Below are 19430 nucleotides of genomic sequence, written 5' to 3' on the forward strand. Positions count from 1 at the left end.
CATGGAAAAGCTCATTAAAAGAATTTGTATAACCGCTGCAATAGCTGCATTAATCGCTATAGGTACTTTCATCTATCATTTTGGGTTAGGTTTCGCATCTAATATTGGTAACTGGGGTGCAGTTGGTGACTTTTTTGGCGGTGTATTAAATCCCACATTCGCCCTACTCAGCTTAATTTTAATTGCTTATACATTAATGCAAAATAAAAAAGCGCTAGAGCAAAGTGAAAAGGCAATCGAACAAGGCACCAAAGCAATAGAGCAAAATGAAAAAGCACTTCAAGTGAGTAATAAAGAGCTGGAACTTACTCGTGACGAACTTGCTAATTCAGCAACAGCATTAGAAGAACAAGCGAAATTACTCGCAGTACAAAGCTTTGAAACTACCTTTTTTAATATGTTGGAGTTGCATAATAATATACTTAAAAGCATAGAACACAATCCTAATAAATCTTGGGGATTATTTTATAAAGAATTCGGGAAAGGAACAAATGCTCACACTGAAAATATTGATTCATCAGGCAGTAGAGCTATATATTCATTAACAAAACAACTTGGTAGCCTTATTTCTAACGCCAGAACAGGTAACAATGCATTACAGGTATTTGATATCATTTTTGCATATGAAAACCAATCCTTTGGAAGCTTTTTTAGAAACCTTTACCAAGTATTAAAGTTAATACAAAGCAACACGAATGACTACGAAACTCACAAGAAATATAGCAATATTCTTAGAGCTCAGCTTTCTAATCAAGAGTTATCATTACTATTTTTTAATTGTTTAAGCTCAGAAGTTGACGGCGGGCAATTTAGAAATCTAGTTATTTACTTTAAACTTTTGGAACATTTAAATATTAAATACGATAATTATCGTAATAAATTCAATATAACAAGCCCAGATATAACTGTGACCATTGAACTTGTTGAAAAGTACCTCGTCATTGATGAGTCCGGAAAACTAAGTACCTCTGCATTTGGTGAAAACCCTCAACTTATTCAATATTGCAAGGGCAAGGGGTATTTAAATTAAAATGGTGAGTCAAGCTCTTAAAATAGGCTTTAGCTTCAATATCAACAATAAAAATATTTATTAAAGTATTTAACAACTAAAGAAGTTAATAAAAGATGGTTTTAAGTAAAACAAAGAGCTCTTTTTATAGAAGGCTATTAATCGCTAGCTTGATTGAGCGTGGGTTTAATACTATTCCTAAAATAATGAGTGAAATAGAAATTCCTCGGCGAACAGCGCAAGATACAATCTCTGCGCTGGAGGAATTAGATATCGAGTGTATTTTTATAGGTGCTCCCAAGAACGGCTACTATGAAATTCGATCTTGGGGGGCTATTGATAAAAGCTGGGTAATGAACAATACCATTAAGCTAATGGAAACACTTAGCTATTAACTTTAGAGCATTCAATATCGTTTAGTAACCTGACTAAAGCACGGCCTAATGCAGCAGCCATATTTACTGGTACGGCATTGCCTATTTGTTTATATACTGCTGATAGTGGGCCTTGAAACTCCCAATTATCTGGAAATGTTTGGATTCGTGCATATTCCCTAGATTGTAGAGGTCGGGTTTCTAATGGATGACATCTTTCAGTTTGCTTTTGGGCTGGTGCAGTGGTTAAGGTTAAGCTAGGCTCAGATAAAGATAACCTTCTTGCCATTCCTGTTTTACCACCACCTAAAAAGTAACTTGCCTTCATGTACTCTCTTTGAAGTTCATCTGGTAAGTCTCTCCAATAGCCACCCGGTGGCACATGATCCATAATTTCTTTTTTACGTTCGGGGTATGTTTGTCCTGGTGACTTTTGAACATCAGCACTAAATAACTCACCTTTATAGAATGCGTCTTTTAATGCTAATATTTTTTTATACGGCGAAGGCCAGCTAAAGTCAGCTTTATCAATAAGGTCTTTTCTAATACCCACTAAAATAAGACGCTCTCGCTTTTGTGGTACTTTGTAGAAGATCGCTTTTAAAACTTTCGGTTCTACAAGTACGTAGCCAAGCTCATCAATTACATTTTTGATTACATCGAGCGTTCTACCATCTTCATGCTTTAAAAGCGCTTTAACATTTTCTGCCATGAACACTTTTGGATTTACTTCTTTTATTGCTCTGGCCATCTCAAAAAACAACGTACCCCTTGTATCTTCAAACCCTAAACTTTTACCAGCATAAGAGAAAGCTTGACAAGGAAAGCCTCCCGTTAAAACATCAACTGGCTCTTTAATTTTTGTAAAATCTACTTGTGATATGTCGCCTTCAACAACATTCCAATTTGGTCTGTTGTGCCGTAAAGTGCTGCATGCGTGTTTATCTAACTCATTAAGTAACACGCTATTAAAACCAGCTGCTTCCATGCCTAAAGCCAAACCACCGCCTCCGGCAAAAAGCTCTATCAAATTATAGTTACGTAAAGGCTTAATTTTCTCTTCTTCATCCCACTTAGATTCAAGAAAACTTTTGATTTCTTTGAAATGTAATACTTGTTCTATCGGAATTAAATTAGTTTTAGGACAAGGGACTAGTTCACCTTTATTGATTTTTGATTCGATAGAACGTTTAGGCAGAGAAAGTATATCTGCTAACAACTCTGCACTAAAACTATTTGGGGATTTTTCTAAATTAAGCATGCACTTTACCGCTATTAAAACTACTGTGTAAGTATACAGAAAAATGTATCTAGGGCCAGATAAAACTGACCTTATTTATATTTCAATACTAAAAATAATAACTAGTTCTTAAAGTTAAGATTGCAAAAGGCCAGATAAGTTTCTGGCCTTTTATGACTTGTTTTGCACCGTACCTTAGTAAAATTAAAAAGAGTAAAGGCCAACATGCGGCTATTTTACAAGATTTAAGTCATCAAAGCCTTGGTATTTTTTGAATGAAAGTAAATAAATACTTTTCAGTAAATCTGGGGATAAGGCTTTGAGTTCATCAAAAACGGTATTACTTGCGGCAGTGATTTCGCCAGTTTCAATTACATCACTGATTACTTTAGGTATTTGTTCGCACAAGTTTTTGAATGCGTTACTTTCGCCAGTGACTATTTCATAAAATTTGTCGATAGAAGTACGTCTAATGTTTTTATTAGAGACTTGCTCGCTATCCAAACTTATCTTCCATGTTATATCTTGGCTATTTTTCGCTATAATTTCGACTAAGTAACATGTCGACTCATCATCTCTGAGAATTTTGTTTTGCATTTTAATGTAAGTTTTTTGAGCTGATGATGAATTCATTGTGTTGTGCTTATTTTTCATCTCTACAAAAAACTTTTTATCTTCATTTATTGCATCAAAGCCTTTATCAGGTATCACCCAACCATCAAAAAATTTAAATATATTTTGATGAAAATAGCCGATGTGGTTTGTATTAGATTTGTCTATCTGTCTGAGTGATTCTGATTCGATTATTTCTTCAATTGATTTGTTATAAATTTTAGAGTCGAATGTCAACTTGATAGGATCAACCAAGTTTTTATTGAATTCCTTTAGATTGATTGTGAACCTGTATTTCTCTATCGTTTCTTTGACATGATTAAACAGATCTTCATCTGATATAAATGATAAGCCATATTTTTTATTCATTTTTCATTCCTTTAGGTGTTTAATCATCACTTGAAATTTATCTTATTTATTATTGTATTTAATCACTTATCAACACGAAAGTGAAAGGATTAATCAATAACTTCATAGGGTAATAATTGAAGCTGAAATATCAGCCAGTTACTCTGACTCAATTCTTTACTAACTCAACTTTAATTGCATCTTCAATAAATTGGCAATAAAGCTCATACCCTTCTGCCTGTTCTTTAATCCAATCATGTTTATTATAAACCGCCATTACTCCACGCATTGTGTGGCCTAGCATTTTTTCAGTTACGTGTGGCGCTACGCCATTTTCACTAAGCAATGTTGATATTGATCGGCGGGCATCGTGAGGTAGAAACTTAGGCATTTTGTATTTTTCAAATAGGTGATCCCACATTCGGCAGCAATAGCGGTTAATGCTGTGGGTGGTCATTGGTTTGTTTGGTTTACTGCCCGGTATTAAATACCCGCTGCGACCATATACCATGGCAAGGGTGTCTAAGATGCCTTTCATTTTGGTTGATATTGGCCGGCGGATGGCTTTATTTGTTTTTGAGTTTTCGGGCGGTACTGTCCAAATGTTATTTTCAAAATCAAAATGCTCCCACTTGGCTAAACGAACCTCTGATTGCCGTGCACCTGTTATATAAATTAGCTGCAAACATGCTTTGGTTGCTGGCGTGGCTTTTGAGCTTTCGATTTGAATCCACAGCTTTGCAATTTCGTCAAAGCGCATGACTCGCTGACCTACCGATGATTGCTCGCCAATATCGTTTACGTTTAAGGTTAACACTGGGTTGAATGGTTTTATATCACCGCGTTTTTCAGCCCAGCCGATTATGGATTTTATGCGTACTAATATTGTGCCTGCAGTTTTTGCACTACCCTGCGCTTTTACATCATCAAAATATTTTATCCAATCTTTGATGGTCATTAAATCAAGTGGTTTGGCTTCATCATTTACAAATGGCAAAACCCATTTGCTGACTTGATGTGTATAAAGTATTTGTGTTTTTTCTTTTAGGTCCGGTACTTTTTTTTCAACCCAATCGGCTGCAATCTTTGCCATTGTGGGTAAACCTTTAGCTTCATTGCGCATAAGTTTTAGTTCTATGCGCGGGTCTTTACCTTGGCTGAGCCAGTTTTGAAAATGAGGTATGTAGTCTTGTGCTTGTTTAATGGTTAAACCAGGATAACGGCCAAGCGAGATAATGACCTGCCTGCCATCAACACGACAACGGTATTGCCATGTGATTGTGCCTTTAGCTGATACCCTTACACTTAAACTATCTCTGTGCGATAATACGCAAGGTGTTTGATTTTTATCTAGCAGCTTTCTTAATTTGGTGTCGCTGATCGCCATTTAATTTTTTATACACAGTTAGCAAAAAATTTATACACGATACTATACACACAATGCGCAGATTGCAACATACTCGAAAATACAATAACAAATGAAAGCGCAGTAAAAACCCGCATAAATAAAGGGCTAAGAGACAGAATGAGCGAACCAACATATTACGAAAACCAACCTACGATATACTGGCACGATTATGAGACCTGGGGAGCGAGTCCGCAAAAGGATAAGCCTAGCCAGTTTGCAGGGATTCGGACCGATCTTGATTTAAACATTATTGGTGAGCCGTTGATTGAATATTGCAAACCGGTGGCTGATTATTTACCGCACCCTGAGGCGTGTTTGATCACAGGCATTACCCCGCAAGTGGCGATGCAAAAAGGTTTAGTTGAAGCTGAGTTTATTGCCAAGATCCATGCTGAATTTAGTGTGCCTAATACCTGCGTAGCTGGCTATAACAGCATTCGTTTTGATGACGAAGTAAGCCGTTACAGCTTTTACCGTAATTTTTACGACCCCTATGAGCGTGAATACAAAAACAATAATAGCCGCTGGGATATTATTGATTTAGTGCGCGCTTGTTATGCGCTTCGCCCTGAAGGTATTGAATGGCCGCTCAAAGAAGATGGCAGCCCAAGTTTTAAGCTGGAACATTTAACCGTTGCCAATGGCATTGAACACGCCGCTGCACATGACGCGTTAAGCGATGTAACCGCCACTATTGCCCTAGCTAAACTAATAAAAGACAAGCAGCCTAAACTGTATAACTTCTTTTTTGGATTACGTGGTAAAAAAGCCTTAGCTGAATTAGTAGATGTGTTTAACATGACGCCACTGGTACATACCTCGTCACGTATACCTGCTACACAAGGGTGTACAAGCTGGATTGCACCAATGAGCTTTCATCCAACCAATAAAAACGCGGTAGTATGCTTTAACCTAACGGAAGATCCGCAAGTGTTACTGGATTTATCAGTTGAAGAGCTGCGTACGCGTCTTTATACCAAGCGCAGTGATCTTGCAGAGGATGAACGACCCGTTGGTTTAAAGCTAGTGCATTTAAACAAGTGCCCTATTTTAGCACCTGCTAAAACATTATTACCTGAAAATGCAGCCCGTTTAGGTATTGATCGCGAGCAATGCTTAAAAAATCTTGCGATTTTAAAAGCCAATTCAACACTGCGCGATAAAGTGACTGAAGTGTTTAACGATAAGCCCGATTACGGTAAAACCACCAATACCGATTACATGCTATACGACGGCTTTACCAGCCATGCTGATAAAGCTAAATTTGCCATTATCCGAGATGCTAGCCCTGAGCAATTAGCCGGTATGAAGTTAGATTTTGAAGATAAAAAGTTTGATAACTTATTGTTTAAATACCGTGCCCGTAACTGGCCGCAATCACTTAATCAAGATGAACTCGATCAATGGCGTCAATATTGCCAAAACAAGCTAATGCATGGTGAAGATCAACCCTCGATCAGCGCACAAGATTTTATGGTAACCCTTGAAAACCTCGCCCATGAACATGACGATAATGAAAAAAATCTGACTATTTTAAAAGCGTTGTATAACTACGCACAGAGTATGTAAGCGGTAAGCGGCTTGATCTTAATAAATAAAGCGCCTTCGTCTATATGATTTAAGGCGCTAAGCTACAATTAAAGCTATTACTTTTTATGCAGTGCTTCAATACGTGCTAATAAACTTGAAGTATCAAAACGCCCACCACCGAGTGCTTGTACGTCAGCGTAGTACTGATCAACCGTTGCTGTCATCGGTAGCGTTGCGCCATTACTTTTCGCTTCATCTAGGGCTATGCCTAAGTCTTTACGCATCCAATCTACGGCAAAGCCAAATTCGTATTCACCTGCCCACATGGTTTTATAGCGATTTTCCATTTGCCAAGAACCCGCCGCGCCTTTTGAAATGGTTTCAATTACCTTTTCACCATCAAGGCCCGCTTGTTTTGCAAAATGTAAGCCCTCTGCCAAACCTTGCACAACGCCCGCGATACAAATTTGATTGACCATTTTACATAATTGACCAGAGCCCACGTCACCAAGTAATTGGCTAAAGCGACTAAACGCCGCCATGATAGGCTGTACTTTTGCAAACACTACCGCATCACCACCAGCCATTACCGTTAATACGCCATTTTCAGCGCCGGCTTGGCCACCCGATACTGGCGCATCAATAAAGGCAATATTTTTAAGTGCTGCATTAGCCGACACTTCGCGCGCCACTTCTGCCGACGTTGTTGTATGATCCACTAAAATAGTGCCCGTTTGCATACCTGCAATCACGCCGTCTGCGCCATATACAACTGAGCGTAAATCATCATCGTTACCTACACACATAAATACAACATCTGCATTTTCAGCGGCTTTTGCAGGCGTTAATGCCACCTCACCGGTGTACTTTTTTGCCCATTGTTGTGCTTTTTCTGTGGTGCGGTTATATACCGTTACATGGTGGCCTGCAGCAGCTAAATGACCTGCCATTGGATACCCCATAACGCCTAAACCGATAAATGCGACTTTCATTGACATAAAATTGACCTATTTCAGTGGTAACTTAAAAAGATAATTTGATTATCTCAACCGAATAGACAAAAAGCGAATGAAAAAGTCTTCATTACATTTCTTCATGGACGAGACAAAACAGGAAACCTATGGATAGCATATATCAATTCAGCGCCCCACTTTATAATGGCGAAAACTTTGATCTGAGCCAATTAACAGGCAGCACTATTTTAATTGTTAATACGGCCAGTAAATGTAACTTTTCAGTGCAATTAACAGCGCTTGAAAAGCTGTACCAACAATATAAGCATTTTGGTTTTACTGTGTTGGCCTTTCCGTGTAATCAGTTTGATTACAACGAACCAATAAATAACCCTGATATTAAAGACTTTTACCAACAACAGTTTAATGTTAGCTTTCCTGTGTTTAGTAAAGTAATGGTGAATGGCCCTGAAGCTCACCCATTATTTAACTATTTAAAAGCACATACCCGAGGAATAGCACAAAACCGTGCCATAAAATGGAATTTTACTAAGTTTCTAATAAACTCTGAGGGGCAATTAGCCGTGCGCTACGCACCGCGCACTAAACCCGACACCTTAAAACAGGTAATAGAGAGTACAATTAATGACGCAACTAACAATGGCGCTTTTCAGTTCGCAAAAGTATGAACAAACATCTTTTGATGCCTGCTTAAAAAATCAAACAGACATCAAATTAACCCATTTTGAACAATCGCTCGATGCGCAAACGGCCATACTTTGCCAAGGCTTTGATGCGGTATGTGTATTTGTTAATGATGTGGTTGATAAAACCGTCATTGAACAACTCGCACACTACGGTATTAAATGTATTTTACTGCGCTGCGCGGGGTTTAATAACGTTGATTTAGCTGCCGCAAATGCGCATAACATCAAAGTATGCCGTGTGCCAGCCTACAGCCCAGAAGCAGTTGCTGAACATTGCATCGCATTAATGCTCACTTTAAATCGTAAAACCCATAAAGCATATAACCGCATTCGCGAAGATAACTTTGACTTAAACGGCTTGCTTGGCTTTAACTTATTTAAAAAAACCATTGGCGTAATTGGCTGCGGGAAAATTGGCCTAGCATTGGTTAATATACTCAATGGCTTTGGTGCAAATGTATTGGTTTGCGACCCTTATGCAACAGAGGGTAATTACACCCTATGCGATATAGACACTTTACTCACCCAAAGTGATGTTATTTCACTGCATTGCCCATTAAACGAAAGCACCCACCACTTAATTGATGAAACAGCATTTAGCAAAATGAAAACTGGCGTTATGCTTATTAACACCTCACGCGGCGCATTAGTCGATAGTAAAGCCTGTATCAGCGCACTCAAAAGTAAGAAGCTTGGCTATTTAGGACTTGATGTTTACGAGCAAGAATCAGAGCTATTTTTTAAAGACCGTCGTGACGAAATAATGCAAGACGATATATTTTCACGATTGGTAAGCTTTCCTAACGTATTAGTCACCGGGCACCAAGGTTTTTTTACCAAAGAAGCCTTAGCTGAGATTGCCCAAACAACAATAGATAATGCCCTTGAATTTACTCACAACAAGCCTCTGAGTAATGAAGTTAAATAAGGCTAGGTGCTAGGTGCTAGGTGCTAGGTAAAGGTTTAAAAACCAAAGCACAAAAAATCAACCTAGTTAGCTTTGCTCAAGCCTGTTAAATTACATAAGCTGAAGTAGCTCATATCAGCTCTAAAACTTAATTTAGAGTTCAGCTGACAGGCTGCTATGAGGGATAAGCGGCCGTTAGTAAAATAGAAGTTCAGTATCGATAACACAAGTGCTATTCGTATGATTAACCTGCTTAATTGTTCAGGCTAGTAGCAGCTGTGCGTGAAAAAATATCATTGCTTAACAGTTAAACATTAGGTTTAATAGGGACATAATAAATACTGAGCTACGCAGGGATAGCTTAGATACGATAGACACGCCAATGAAATTGGCTTGATATCGCTTAGGCCATAAAAAGCCTTTCTCTATAAGTAAAGTCCATAGCATAAACAACACCAACTCCGACACACGAGCAGGTAGCGCCTCAATCCAACAAGCAACACTGCAACACAAACTGCGTGTCGCATAAATACTAAAATGTTATAAGGCTCTCGTAATTATGAGTATTCTGTCTGACCTTAAAGAGTATTTTGAAATAGATGATGGTTATTTACCTGAAATAGCTTTTCAAGGCTATATGGAATCAGAAATTATCAGAGTTTATAATGCACTTACCTTGATCTCTGATCGTAGTTCTTTAGATTCTTTTTTATGGCACCTGCCAACCGAATCTGAAATTAAACTTAGCCAGTTTCCATGCGCAGCTGAAATGATTATAAATGGCGAAGCAGAACCATTTCGTATGTTGTTTGTAAAAATGACATATAAAGGAGTTAGCCTTCCTGATTTAGGTGCATTTTTTAGTAATAACGAATTAATATTCGATTATCGTCGAGGACCAGTGTGGTCTGAGAAAGAATTGGCTGTTTTACTTGATTTGATCAACTGTGAGATAAGGGTGAGCCCAAGCATCGTAGTTAAACATGAAGAGTGCGAAGAGCTATTCAATTTAAATTTGAGAAACGCCTTATAACAAGGCATTTAAAAGCAATAAAAACAGTGGGTTACATTTCAAGTTGAACATGGATAGAATCGAAACAATAGTTGAGTCACTTCGAAAAGATTACTCTGAATTAGAATCTACTAAATTCGAATTAGTGTTTTCCTTTCCTAGCGAGAAAATGGCTAAAGAATACTTCAGAAAAATCTATCATTGGGAACACCATGACACGATGATTAAGTATCAACTTGATAGTATGTATTTCTCAGGTTTTAAAATTAAAATAGACTTAAATACTAAACATCTTAAGTACTTAACAAAGTGCTATGTAAATTTAGCATCGGAAACCGAGGGTAATCTATATCGCTGGAAACTGTGGGTTTGAAACATAACAAGTCTATTATACTCGCCCAATAAAATGAAAACTTAAATGACACCCATTTTAAGTTTCATCAGAAGTAAAAAACAGGTCACGTTCACAACCTTAGTCCGCTTAATACAGCGTTGTAGCTGTTGAATTACTCTTTTTTAAGAAAAACAGCCTGTTTTATGGGTTCCAAATGCATAACTTAAAATGACACCCATTTTAAGTTTCATCAGAAGTAAAACAACAAACGCATCGATTGAAATCAGCAGTAAGTGAACATTTTAAACATAATCACGGTTTCATTCTCCTTAGCTCAATCCATAAACGCAGTCACCTAAATTACAGACATAAAAAATAGTGCCTTAAGGCAATAGTTGACGTTTTAATTGAGTGTGAAAAAACTAGGCCAGTAGTTTCTCGCTGTTACTGACGTTGCTACGCCGTTTTCTGTTCAAGAAAACTTAACAAACTTTAAAATGGATGTCTTTTTTGTTTTCACCTTTGTCATATGTTCAAATAACCTACAGTAAGTATAAAATTTATAGCTGGCAATAACTTACACTATTTGCTATTAATATAGCTCATAAAATAAGGATGTCTTCGGGCTAAAATAAGGAAGTGTCCTCTGATAAAGCTGTTATGTTTTTAAGAGAGTTTATAGTTAATGTTTAACAATAAAAAACTGATTACATTTTTCTTTTTTATAATGCTAGTTAACTTCAATGCAACTTATGCTAGTGATATAGAAAGTCTTCAGCTCATCCAAATACTAAAAGATGATGTTAACGATGTTGATGGTTTAGGTAATCCTAGAAGCGTTAAAGTTCTTTCAGATAATTCTAAGGTTTTTGTTTCTAGTGGAGACGATAATGCTTTCGCTGTTTTTAATTTAGACGAGAATTTTAATCTAACCTTCAGCCAAGTGTTTAAGAATGCCTCTACCAACATAAATGGTTTAGAAGGCGCCTCTGGTGTTACCTATTTTGATCACGGTAATCAGGTAGTCGTTACTGGATTCTATGACGGTGCCTTAACAAAATTTTCTAAAAGTAATAGGAGTTACCGTTTTAGTCAATTTATCAGTGACGGTCTAAGCTATGACAGAGTATTTGATAGTGATGTGCCTGTGGGTGAACTGGATAACTTTGGCCTTTTAGGCGCTTGGGATATAGTCAAGACTACCAACGAAAAGCAACTCTACGTTGCAAGTTATATGAGTAACGCTATTTCTATTTTAGATATAATGTCGGATAAAAAGATTAGTTTGAATAGAGTAGTAAAAGACGCCAAGCCACTTAGCAATGACTTGGGAAAACCTATTGCAGTAGCTTTATCTCCATTAAATAATGAATTATATGTTCTAGGTTTTGATGGTCATCAATTAACCATTTATGATAGAAGTGTCAGGGGCGACTTATTGGTGAAACAAGTATTAAAAAATGGCGTTGCGGGTGTGAAGCAATTTATTAACCCACAAAAAATGGTTGTCTCACCAAATGGAAGATTTTTGTATGTTGCTTGTTCAGGAAGTAATTCTCTTGTTGTTTTTCACAAACTGGATACTGGACAATATGCATTTTTACAGGCAATAAATAATTCGGATATTGGCGGATCTGGCCTAGAGGGAGCAAGTAGCTTAGCGATATCGTCTGACGGCTTAAAAATATATGTAGCTGGGGAGTCGGGTAGCGGCCTATATTTATTTAGCGCGAGTGCTGATGGGCGACTTAGCTATAAGAATAAATTATTAAGTGTTCATGATAATAAATTAAATAGAATTTCATCTATTACTGTTACCGATGATAATCGTCACTTATTGGTTGCGACTGGTAAAGGTAATTCGTTATTTGTATTTAAAATAAAGACACTTTAGATATCTGAAGTAAAAACAAACCTTAGTCCGCTTAATATAGCGTTGTAGCTGTAGAATTACTCTTTTTTAAGAAAAACAGCCTGTTTTATGGGTTCCAAATGCATTACCTAATGCTTTAAAAAAGCTTAGAGTTAATACAGGAGCTCGTTTTTTATTGAATTTGGCTGTTGGAGTTATTTTACAGCCTCGTTATATTGCTATATAGGCTCAGTCTACTTTCAGCTCTGGAGAATAAATGAAAAAAGGATTTTCGGATATATTTGAAACGGACTCAGTATTTAAGATTCTAATTTTATGTGTGCTAACTATAGGCTCGTATTTAATTTATAAGCTCTATCGTTTCACAAGCCAAATTAATCAACATACCGAACTTAAAATACCTAACTTATTTATTGCAACAGCCGTTGTTTTATTTATTATTTCATTAGGTAGTTTAATTTATAGTTTAGCTAATTATCATGACCTTACTATTCTAAAAAGCTCAATTGGTATTCATGCTATATCTAGTGCTTTCGATGTAACTTGGGTTATCATGGTACGTAATCGTATTAATTTAATTGCGGGCTCTAATAAAGGTGACAATCTTTGGTTAAATCCTTTTATTACATCAATTTTCCATGTTATTTATATGCAACATAAAATCAACCAAGGATTGGCTAAAAACGCAATATAAAAGGCAGAAGGGGTCAAATCTTGACTTCAGACATTAAAACCCTTAATCCCTGCAATTGACAGACTTCTGACTGTCAGCTTTGGTAAAGCTCAGTTAATCGGATCTGACAGGTTAAGTTAAAACTTCATCACATAGGTCCCTTAAATACGTCTACTTACATTTTACGGATAGCATTTATTTTATTAATCTTTTTGATCACGCCTAACTCAAAAAGCTGTTGCGCGCTGGACTTGAGCAATTGGGTTTCCTATGGCGCTATATGGTCTTTAATGATTAAGTTTACATAGGTAATTTGCAGCCGGTTTATTGCACGGCTTTTCTTTCTGCATTCAAAGCACTTGATTGCATGTGCATCAATCCAAAACTTTAATTGTTCAAACCAGTATTGCTGCTCTTTCGCAAAAAATATAAAAGCTCTATGACAATCGATACAGTGCTCTGTTATATCAACGTAGAGTTGTCTTGGGTATACACAGTAACTTTGTTTTTCAATAGCTGCAGGGATTGCTGTTTCTGGAAAGTAACGCACACTCTTATATCGCCAATGGGCATTATCGATTTCTTGCTTTGTGTAGCTATTACCAGAGGGAATTGGCTCGTTGCCATAGAGTGGATGGTTCACATAATTGGTCATACTAGCTATTTACCCAGCACAAAAAGGATAGCTAAAGCCCCTACTGCTAGCGCAATTATTAAACCTACATTAAATTTAGAAAACAAAGGTGGAGTAACCGTTGCTTCTTCTGCCAAGTCACGTGTGCTGTTATTGGCGCTTTGAGCTGTGGGTCTTGCTGGCAGTTCACTGTCAGCAAGCAGTTGAACAGTCATTACAACTTGCTCAGCTTTAACATGGTCACCATTGGTAATCGTTAAATTCTCAACAAGGCCATTACAATCAGCCATCACTTCTAGAGCGACTTTGTCTGTTTCAACATCAAATAGCACATCGTCTACATAGACTATTTGGCCTTCATTAACATAAAGATTAGTAATTTTTGCTGTTGCTACCGATTCAGGTAGGGTTGGTATTTTAATTTCTCTGTTCATAATCCCTCCTTGGATATAACGCTTAGTGTATTCATTAAAGGCTAATAACCCAGTAAAACTAAAAACTGACGGCTGACGGCTGACGGCTGACGGCTAAACTATCAACCAAACGCGACATTGGCAAACACAGCCGTCATCAATATTGGGCATACAAAACGAATATACTGTGCAAACCAATAACGTACACCACTTGTAGCTTTATGCAATTGATTACCACGGCGCCATAACCAACCCACAGTGATAAAGTAAAATAAGCCCATCAGCGGTAATTGATACTGTGTTAATACCATAATCACTAAACCGAATAACCAATCAAAGTTAAAAATAATCAACGATGATGCTGTAAGTACTGTAAGGCTTACTAAAAAAGTCGCCTGTTTACGCTCTACTTGATGGTTTTCGACGAGAAAAGCCACCGGAATTTCGGTTGATGAAATTGTTGAAGTAAGCGATGCAATCGACATCAATACAAAAAATAGTAAACCAACTAACAACCCGACTTCACCCATGGTATTAAATAACTGCGGTAAAATTGCAAAAATTAACTGCCCTTCGCCCACCAATTTACCATCACTAAATACTTGAACGCCATTGTGCTGCGCCACATAAATGGCAGGAATAATTAATAAACCGGCTAAAAACGCCACCCCTGTATCTAGCAATGCCACCGATGCGGTTAAACGCGGTAAGTTAGCATCAGGCTGTAAGTACGAGCCATAAATCATCATACAACCCACACCCAGTGACAACGAAAAGAACGCCTGCCCCATTGCCGCAATAATTAATCCTGGGTCGAGTATTTGGCTAAAGTCAGGGACTAAATACGCAGCAAAGCCATTACTAGCGCCATCAAGCGTTGCTATATAAGCAATTAATCCCACCAGTAAAACCAACAACATAGGCATTAACCTGCGAGACCAAGTTTCAATCCCAGATTTAACTCCTTTGAGAATAATGCTCGCGGTGAGTAACAGCATCAGTGGCGTAAATATAAAATTACGTGCCATCGAGTCGGTTTTTAAAAACGTGCTGATTTCAGTAAACCCTAAAAATAGGGCTATAGGCTCAAGCGCGTAGGCAAGCATCCATCCAGCTACAATGGAGTAAAAGCTAAGCATCACAATAGCGCCTGCTAAGCCTAGGTAACCCGCAGCAGCACCTACTTGTGGCGCTTGCTCTTGCCATGCATTTCTGAGTGCTTTTACAGGATTAGCTTGCGCTTTATGACCTAAATATAATTCAGTATATAAAGCGGGTAATGCCAATAAAAATATTACAATAAAGTAGACTAGTAAAAATGCGCCGCCGCCATGATTTGCAGCTTGCGTGGGGAACCCCCAAATATTACCTAATCCTACCGCAGCGCCAGACGCTGCTAAAACAAAGCCAAGGCGGCTTTGAAAACCATCACGCGATTGTGCCATACATCTACAAATCTGTTATTATTTTTCATTATTGTGAATTAAACCATATTTCACAGTCACTGAGTAATAAATTTGCCTTGGCTTAAATAACCAGTGCACATTCGCACAAAATATAAACATGTTTATTCTTTTATCTCTTTAATTGTGGATTTTATGCCGGCGTTATTTTTTCAGCAGCAACTAGTCATTACAAAGCACACGATGCAGCCACTCAATACACACACAATTTTATTATGTGATGCCCAGCATTTAAATATTGATAAGTTCGATTTAAATACGCTATTGAGCCCTTTTGAACTCGCGGTGATCACTCGTCGTAAAAGTAACAAAGCCAAGCAAGAATATTTAGCCACTCGACTGCTGCTTAAGTATTTAGTAAAGCAAAGCTCCCCAGAGTTTGCCAAGTTACCAGCTCATCATATTAGCTCTGAATTTGACGAGCCTAGCAGTAAATTACTCATACATATAACGGGCAGTAACACCGTGTTTAGCAGTTGCCTGTCGCACTCAAACGGTTTTGTCGGTGCCGCGCTGAATATTGAGCGAATTGAGTTTGGTTTTGATATTGAAAAAATAAGCACAAAGCGCCCATTTGAAAAGCTCGCAAAGCATTTTTACCACCCTGATGAAGTAAATTTAATAACGCAAAATCAACAACAAGGCGCTGAGCGATTTTTTAGAATATGGACCTTAAAAGAAGCACTCGCTAAAGCCACTTGCCAGCCGATTGCTAAATTACTGAGTCCCAATGTGTTTGATCAATTAACGCAGGCTCATTTGCGCGCTGTAAGCTGCCAATATAATGAGTTTGATGTGAGTGTAGTGAGTAATCAGAGCACTGACTGGCAGTGCTCTGTGGTAAATACTATCGACCAATTACGCGGCGTTTTGAACTTCTAATAAGCGGCTATGAATGGCTTGTACAACGCGATCCGATTCAGCTTGTTCGACCAAAAAGCATAAGTTGTGCTTACTAGCACCATGGCAGATTAAGCGAATATTAAAATCACTTAATACGTTCATTAAATTCATTTCGTGCTGACGTAATTGAATTTGTGAGCCAATCAGCGCCACTAGCGTTAAATTGTTCTCTACCGAGACATGGCAAAACTCTGCTAATTTATCTAAACAGTCTTGATCAAGCTCAGGACGCGATGCATTTGGCGCGTTATCCAATGTAATAGCCACGCTTATTTCTGACGTGGTAACTAAATCAACCGAGATATTAAACTCGCTTAAAATCGTAAACACGCGCGCTAAAAAACCGCTGGCTAATAGCATTTCTGGGCTCTTAAGCGTAAGCAATAACTGGTTTTTACGCTGTGTAACTGCACGAATACCTGGCAATTGTGATTTTTCACGCTCAATCCACGTACCACCACGCTCTGGTTCACGGCTCGAACCTACAAAGACGTTAATGTGACTACGGCTTGCTGGTAAAATAGTCGCAGGATGTAGCACTTTAGCGCCAAAAGTGGCCATTTCTGCTGCTTCATCAAAACTTAAGCGCGCAATCGGTGTTGCTTTGGCACATAAACGTGGATCTGTGCTAAATATACCTACCACGTCAGTCCAAATATGCACGCTTTTGGCGTTAATTGCCTCGGCCAATAATGCTGCGCTGTAATCTGAACCACCACGGCCAAGAGTGGTCGTTTGGCCATGCGCATCACTGCCTATAAAACCTTGTGTGACAATAACGTGCTCAGCTAATAGCGGGATCAAATGCTCTTTCGCAGCCGCAGCGGTGGCCGCTACATCTGGTGTAGCCTTTGAAAACTGGCTGTCTGTTTTTAATACTTGGCGCACATCAAAACGAATTGCGTTTAAACCATTCAAACGCAGCACCTGGGTAAATAAATACGACGATAAGCGCTCACCAAAACTCAGGAGTTCATCTTGTTGTTGTTTTGATTTAACGCCTTCACTGGCTAAAGCTTGAAACGCTTTAATAGTTTCGTCAAAGCCATGGGCTAAGTCCGCATCAAGCGATAGCTCATTTAAAATAGCTTCTTGAATGGCTAACACGCCGGTGATGTTTTCTGCGCGCTCATCCGTTGAGATATCTTTTTTACACAATGCAACAAGGTGATTAGTGACACCTGCACTGGCACTTACAGCCACTACGCGTACATTGTTATCGGCTACAATAATTTCACTGCAACGACTCATAGCGTCAAAGTTGGCCACACTGGTGCCGCCAAATTTTGCTACTACGTGATCTGTTTTTTGGTTTTGTGCTGACTGTTGCGCGTTATTAGCAGCTAATTGGGTATTCATGTCGTCTCCTTTTGTGGCATTCAAACCACGGTAATACAAGAAGAACTTGGCAAGGGGGTGCTCGATAAGAAAAGTCCACTGCCAGAAGCTCTCCACCTAATTTGGTGACAGTTTTGAGGATTCAGCCCCATAAACCGAAAAACCACTGTGACGTGCAGTTGTTTTCCTCGGCGAATATTTCCCTCCTTAATGGTCGTTGGCAGTCGTCGCCTCACATTAAGTACCTAAATACCGCACCTCTTCTGAATGTTAGATTAATTGCATTTTATAATTGCCAATTAAAATAACAAAGCCCACATAAAGTGGGCTTTGAAAGTTATCGTTTAGACGTCTAGCTGTCAAGTTGTTTTAATTAATAAAGGTCATTAAATAAAACTACCTGCTAAATATGAGCCCATATAACCGATTGTATACGCTATTAATAAATACAACGACATACGTAAATAACTTAAAAATGTGAGTGCTTTTACTTTACTCATCGCAATAATACCTGCCGCAGAACCAATAATAAGCATTGAGCCGCCCACACCAGTTGCATACGTGAACGACAACCATTGTTGCGGACTCATGACTATTTCAGCTTTAAGCAGCGCAGCAGTCAGCGGGACGTTATCTACCGCAGCAGAGAGTATACCCATTAAGTAGTTTGCATACTCTGGTGCCATTAACTCATACAAATTCGTAAACTTGCTTAGCATACCCACTTCTTTTAGCGCACCAACAAGCAGTAGTACACCCACAAAAAACAGCAGCGTGTCGTATTCAATTTCACGAATGTAGTCGATGATTTTTTTGTTGACGTCTTTTTTGCGCATTAAAAATTGCGCCGTCAAAAACATTAACGATAAACCAAACAAGAACGTTAACAATGGAGGTACGTGATACATCACACTAAGTGTCAGCGTTGCAATAATCGTCGATAAGAAAATAACGGCAATGGTTATATCCGTTTTTTCAATTCGGCGATCTTCTTGCTTAGTAAACTGCACCGCACCGTTTAACCCAAATGACAGCATAACGGCCAATAAAGCAACACTAAATAATGCAGGGGCAATTAACAGTAGTAAATTTCCAATACTGACTTTACCATCAAGGAAAATCATCAAGGTTGTTACGTCACCAGTAATTAACGACACACCACCAGAGTTAACACTGAAGATGATTAACGTTGCGTACTTAATCAGTTTTTTCGGGTCCAGTTTTAACGACATAACAACGGCCAATGAAATTAGCGTCGCGGTAATGTTGTCTGAAATCGACGAGAATAAAAATGAAAAGCCACCAATCAAGAACATTAACTTTCGCTCGCTAATCGAGCTTGGCATGATCTTGTGCACAATATTTTGGATAAAACCTTTAGAGTTTAAATAGGCAACAAAGGTCATTGCAGCCATTAAAAACAACCATAATGTGGCAATCTCTAAAATATTGTGGTCAAGTTGGTGTTGTACACTTTCGGGGGTTTGCCCGTTTAAAGGCGAGATAAATAAGATAATCCAGCATAAAGTACCAAAGAAAAGCGTGGTTTTGGCCTTGTTTACATGGATAATATCCTCTATAACGATGAGCACGAATGCAAGCGCTATCAGGGTTAGGATAATTGCAGTTACCATGGTGTTTGAACAACCTTTATAAAAATGTAAAAATTGTATACTAGGTGTCAGTAATCGACACGGCG

18 protein-coding genes and 1 riboswitch are annotated in these 19430 nt (G+C 38.3%); of the genes, 9 read left to right on the plus strand and 9 right to left on the minus strand.

What is annotated here, in order from left to right:
* Position 1: 1 nt before the first annotated feature.
* Positions 2–1030 (plus strand): putative phage abortive infection protein, encoded by a 1029-nt coding sequence (locus HJP15_RS07540; RefSeq protein WP_170173401.1) that lies wholly within the window; start codon positions 2–4, stop codon positions 1028–1030.
* A 95-nt stretch (positions 1031–1125) separates the two neighbouring features.
* Entirely contained in the window at positions 1126–1404 is a 279-nt protein-coding gene (locus HJP15_RS07545) for a helix-turn-helix domain-containing protein (RefSeq protein ID WP_170173402.1), read from the plus strand.
* On the opposite strand, the gene HJP15_RS07550 is transcribed toward HJP15_RS07545, so the two are convergent.
* The 3 genes from HJP15_RS07550 to HJP15_RS07560 form a co-directional block, all read right to left on the minus strand.
* Positions 1394–2644 (minus strand): DNA cytosine methyltransferase, encoded by a 1251-nt coding sequence (locus HJP15_RS07550; RefSeq protein WP_170173403.1) that lies wholly within the window; start codon positions 2642–2644, stop codon positions 1394–1396. The genes HJP15_RS07545 and HJP15_RS07550 overlap by 11 nt on opposite strands.
* A gap of 210 nt (positions 2645–2854) precedes the next feature.
* Entirely contained in the window at positions 2855–3604 is a 750-nt protein-coding gene (locus HJP15_RS07555) for an Eco47II family restriction endonuclease (protein WP_170173404.1), read from the minus strand.
* A gap of 148 nt (positions 3605–3752) precedes the next feature.
* A complete protein-coding gene (locus HJP15_RS07560; protein WP_170173405.1) occupies positions 3753–4970 on the minus strand; it encodes a tyrosine-type recombinase/integrase in 1218 nt (405 codons plus the stop codon).
* Between the two features lie 138 nt (positions 4971–5108).
* On the opposite strand from HJP15_RS07560, the gene sbcB reads away from it, so the two are divergent.
* The gene (gene sbcB, locus HJP15_RS07565) at positions 5109–6560 is read left to right on the plus strand and encodes an exodeoxyribonuclease I (protein ID WP_064435919.1); all 1452 of its coding nucleotides are present in this window, start codon (positions 5109–5111) and stop codon (positions 6558–6560) included.
* Positions 6561–6637: 77 nt separating this feature from the next.
* Here the strand turns inward: sbcB and HJP15_RS07570 are convergent, their stop codons facing one another.
* Entirely contained in the window at positions 6638–7519 is an 882-nt protein-coding gene (locus HJP15_RS07570; RefSeq protein WP_170173406.1) for an NAD(P)-dependent oxidoreductase, read from the minus strand.
* Positions 7520–7641: 122 nt separating this feature from the next.
* On the opposite strand from HJP15_RS07570, the gene HJP15_RS07575 reads away from it, so the two are divergent.
* The 5 genes from HJP15_RS07575 to HJP15_RS07595 all read left to right on the plus strand — a co-directional run bounded on the left by HJP15_RS07575 (position 7642) and on the right by HJP15_RS07595 (position 13001).
* Complete coding sequence (locus tag HJP15_RS07575; RefSeq protein ID WP_054205675.1) at positions 7642–8163, plus strand: glutathione peroxidase; 522 nt, start codon at positions 7642–7644, stop codon at positions 8161–8163.
* On the plus strand, positions 8120–9109 hold the full coding sequence (locus tag HJP15_RS07580; RefSeq protein WP_170173407.1) for a 2-hydroxyacid dehydrogenase: 990 nt from the start codon (positions 8120–8122) through the stop codon (positions 9107–9109). The genes HJP15_RS07575 and HJP15_RS07580 overlap by 44 nt, the downstream gene beginning before the upstream one ends.
* A 538-nt stretch (positions 9110–9647) precedes the next feature.
* Positions 9648–10121 carry a hypothetical protein gene (locus HJP15_RS07585; protein WP_170173408.1) on the plus strand — a complete coding sequence of 158 codons (474 nt, stop codon included), beginning with the start codon at positions 9648–9650 and terminating at the stop codon, positions 10119–10121.
* 998 nt (positions 10122–11119) lie between these two features.
* The gene (locus tag HJP15_RS07590; RefSeq protein WP_170173409.1) at positions 11120–12328 is read left to right on the plus strand and encodes a beta-propeller fold lactonase family protein; all 1209 of its coding nucleotides are present in this window, start codon (positions 11120–11122) and stop codon (positions 12326–12328) included.
* A gap of 235 nt (positions 12329–12563) precedes the next feature.
* Positions 12564–13001, plus strand: a complete 438-nt coding sequence (locus tag HJP15_RS07595; RefSeq protein WP_054205671.1) for a hypothetical protein — start codon at positions 12564–12566, stop codon at positions 12999–13001.
* A gap of 247 nt (positions 13002–13248) precedes the next feature.
* On the opposite strand, the gene HJP15_RS07600 is transcribed toward HJP15_RS07595, so the two are convergent.
* From HJP15_RS07600 to HJP15_RS07610, 3 genes are all read right to left on the minus strand, one after another.
* The gene (locus HJP15_RS07600; RefSeq protein WP_249365812.1) at positions 13249–13635 is read right to left on the minus strand and encodes a zinc-ribbon domain containing protein; all 387 of its coding nucleotides are present in this window, start codon (positions 13633–13635) and stop codon (positions 13249–13251) included.
* 5 nt (positions 13636–13640) lie between these two features.
* On the minus strand, positions 13641–14048 hold the full coding sequence (locus HJP15_RS07605) for a biotin/lipoyl-containing protein (protein ID WP_170173410.1): 408 nt from the start codon (positions 14046–14048) through the stop codon (positions 13641–13643).
* 101 nt (positions 14049–14149) lie between these two features.
* Positions 14150–15472, minus strand: coding sequence for a sodium-dependent transporter (locus tag HJP15_RS07610; protein ID WP_170173411.1), 1323 nt, complete (start codon positions 15470–15472; stop codon positions 14150–14152).
* 153 nt (positions 15473–15625) lie between these two features.
* On the opposite strand from HJP15_RS07610, the gene HJP15_RS07615 reads away from it, so the two are divergent.
* Entirely contained in the window at positions 15626–16372 is a 747-nt protein-coding gene (locus HJP15_RS07615; RefSeq protein WP_170173412.1) for a 4'-phosphopantetheinyl transferase family protein, read from the plus strand.
* On the opposite strand, the gene lysC is transcribed toward HJP15_RS07615, so the two are convergent.
* Together lysC and nhaD are read right to left on the minus strand one after the other, a co-directional pair.
* Positions 16349–17752, minus strand: a complete 1404-nt coding sequence (gene lysC / locus HJP15_RS07620) for a lysine-sensitive aspartokinase 3 (protein WP_170173413.1) — start codon at positions 17750–17752, stop codon at positions 16349–16351. The genes HJP15_RS07615 and lysC overlap by 24 nt on opposite strands.
* Before the next feature lie 77 nt (positions 17753–17829).
* A riboswitch (Lysine riboswitch) is annotated at positions 17830–18002 on the minus strand.
* A gap of 115 nt (positions 18003–18117) precedes the next feature.
* On the minus strand, positions 18118–19365 hold the full coding sequence (gene nhaD, locus HJP15_RS07625; protein WP_054205667.1) for a sodium:proton antiporter NhaD: 1248 nt from the start codon (positions 19363–19365) through the stop codon (positions 18118–18120).
* Between the last annotated feature and the right edge of the window lie 65 nt (positions 19366–19430).

Origin of the sequence: Pseudoalteromonas sp. NEC-BIFX-2020_002, from assembly GCF_013002825.1 — a bacterium.
GTDB classification, from domain to species: domain Bacteria; phylum Pseudomonadota; class Gammaproteobacteria; order Enterobacterales; family Alteromonadaceae; genus Pseudoalteromonas; species Pseudoalteromonas neustonica.

What these genes read in the sequence shown, in the direction of transcription:
- HJP15_RS07540 (WP_170173401.1), top strand. Translation starts at nt 2, where the DNA reads ATGGAAAAGCTCATTAAAAGAATTTGTATAACCGCTGCAATAGCTGCA.
- HJP15_RS07545 (WP_170173402.1), top strand. Translation starts at nt 1,126, where the DNA reads ATGGTTTTAAGTAAAACAAAGAGCTCTTTTTATAGAAGGCTATTAATC.
- HJP15_RS07550 (WP_170173403.1), bottom strand. Translation starts at nt 2,644, where the DNA reads ATGCTTAATTTAGAAAAATCCCCAAATAGTTTTAGTGCAGAGTTGTTA.
- HJP15_RS07555 (WP_170173404.1), bottom strand. Translation starts at nt 3,604, where the DNA reads ATGAATAAAAAATATGGCTTATCATTTATATCAGATGAAGATCTGTTT.
- HJP15_RS07560 (WP_170173405.1), bottom strand. Translation starts at nt 4,970, where the DNA reads ATGGCGATCAGCGACACCAAATTAAGAAAGCTGCTAGATAAAAATCAA.
- sbcB (WP_064435919.1), top strand. Translation starts at nt 5,109, where the DNA reads ATGAGCGAACCAACATATTACGAAAACCAACCTACGATATACTGGCAC.
- HJP15_RS07570 (WP_170173406.1), bottom strand. Translation starts at nt 7,519, where the DNA reads ATGTCAATGAAAGTCGCATTTATCGGTTTAGGCGTTATGGGGTATCCA.
- HJP15_RS07575 (WP_054205675.1), top strand. Translation starts at nt 7,642, where the DNA reads ATGGATAGCATATATCAATTCAGCGCCCCACTTTATAATGGCGAAAAC.
- HJP15_RS07580 (WP_170173407.1), top strand. Translation starts at nt 8,120, where the DNA reads ATGACGCAACTAACAATGGCGCTTTTCAGTTCGCAAAAGTATGAACAA.
- HJP15_RS07585 (WP_170173408.1), top strand. Translation starts at nt 9,648, where the DNA reads ATGAGTATTCTGTCTGACCTTAAAGAGTATTTTGAAATAGATGATGGT.
- HJP15_RS07590 (WP_170173409.1), top strand. Translation starts at nt 11,120, where the DNA reads ATGTTTAACAATAAAAAACTGATTACATTTTTCTTTTTTATAATGCTA.
- HJP15_RS07595 (WP_054205671.1), top strand. Translation starts at nt 12,564, where the DNA reads ATGAAAAAAGGATTTTCGGATATATTTGAAACGGACTCAGTATTTAAG.
- HJP15_RS07600 (WP_249365812.1), bottom strand. Translation starts at nt 13,635, where the DNA reads ATGACCAATTATGTGAACCATCCACTCTATGGCAACGAGCCAATTCCC.
- HJP15_RS07605 (WP_170173410.1), bottom strand. Translation starts at nt 14,048, where the DNA reads ATGAACAGAGAAATTAAAATACCAACCCTACCTGAATCGGTAGCAACA.
- HJP15_RS07610 (WP_170173411.1), bottom strand. Translation starts at nt 15,472, where the DNA reads ATGGCACAATCGCGTGATGGTTTTCAAAGCCGCCTTGGCTTTGTTTTA.
- HJP15_RS07615 (WP_170173412.1), top strand. Translation starts at nt 15,626, where the DNA reads ATGCCGGCGTTATTTTTTCAGCAGCAACTAGTCATTACAAAGCACACG.
- lysC (WP_170173413.1), bottom strand. Translation starts at nt 17,752, where the DNA reads ATGAATACCCAATTAGCTGCTAATAACGCGCAACAGTCAGCACAAAAC.
- nhaD (WP_054205667.1), bottom strand. Translation starts at nt 19,365, where the DNA reads ATGGTAACTGCAATTATCCTAACCCTGATAGCGCTTGCATTCGTGCTC.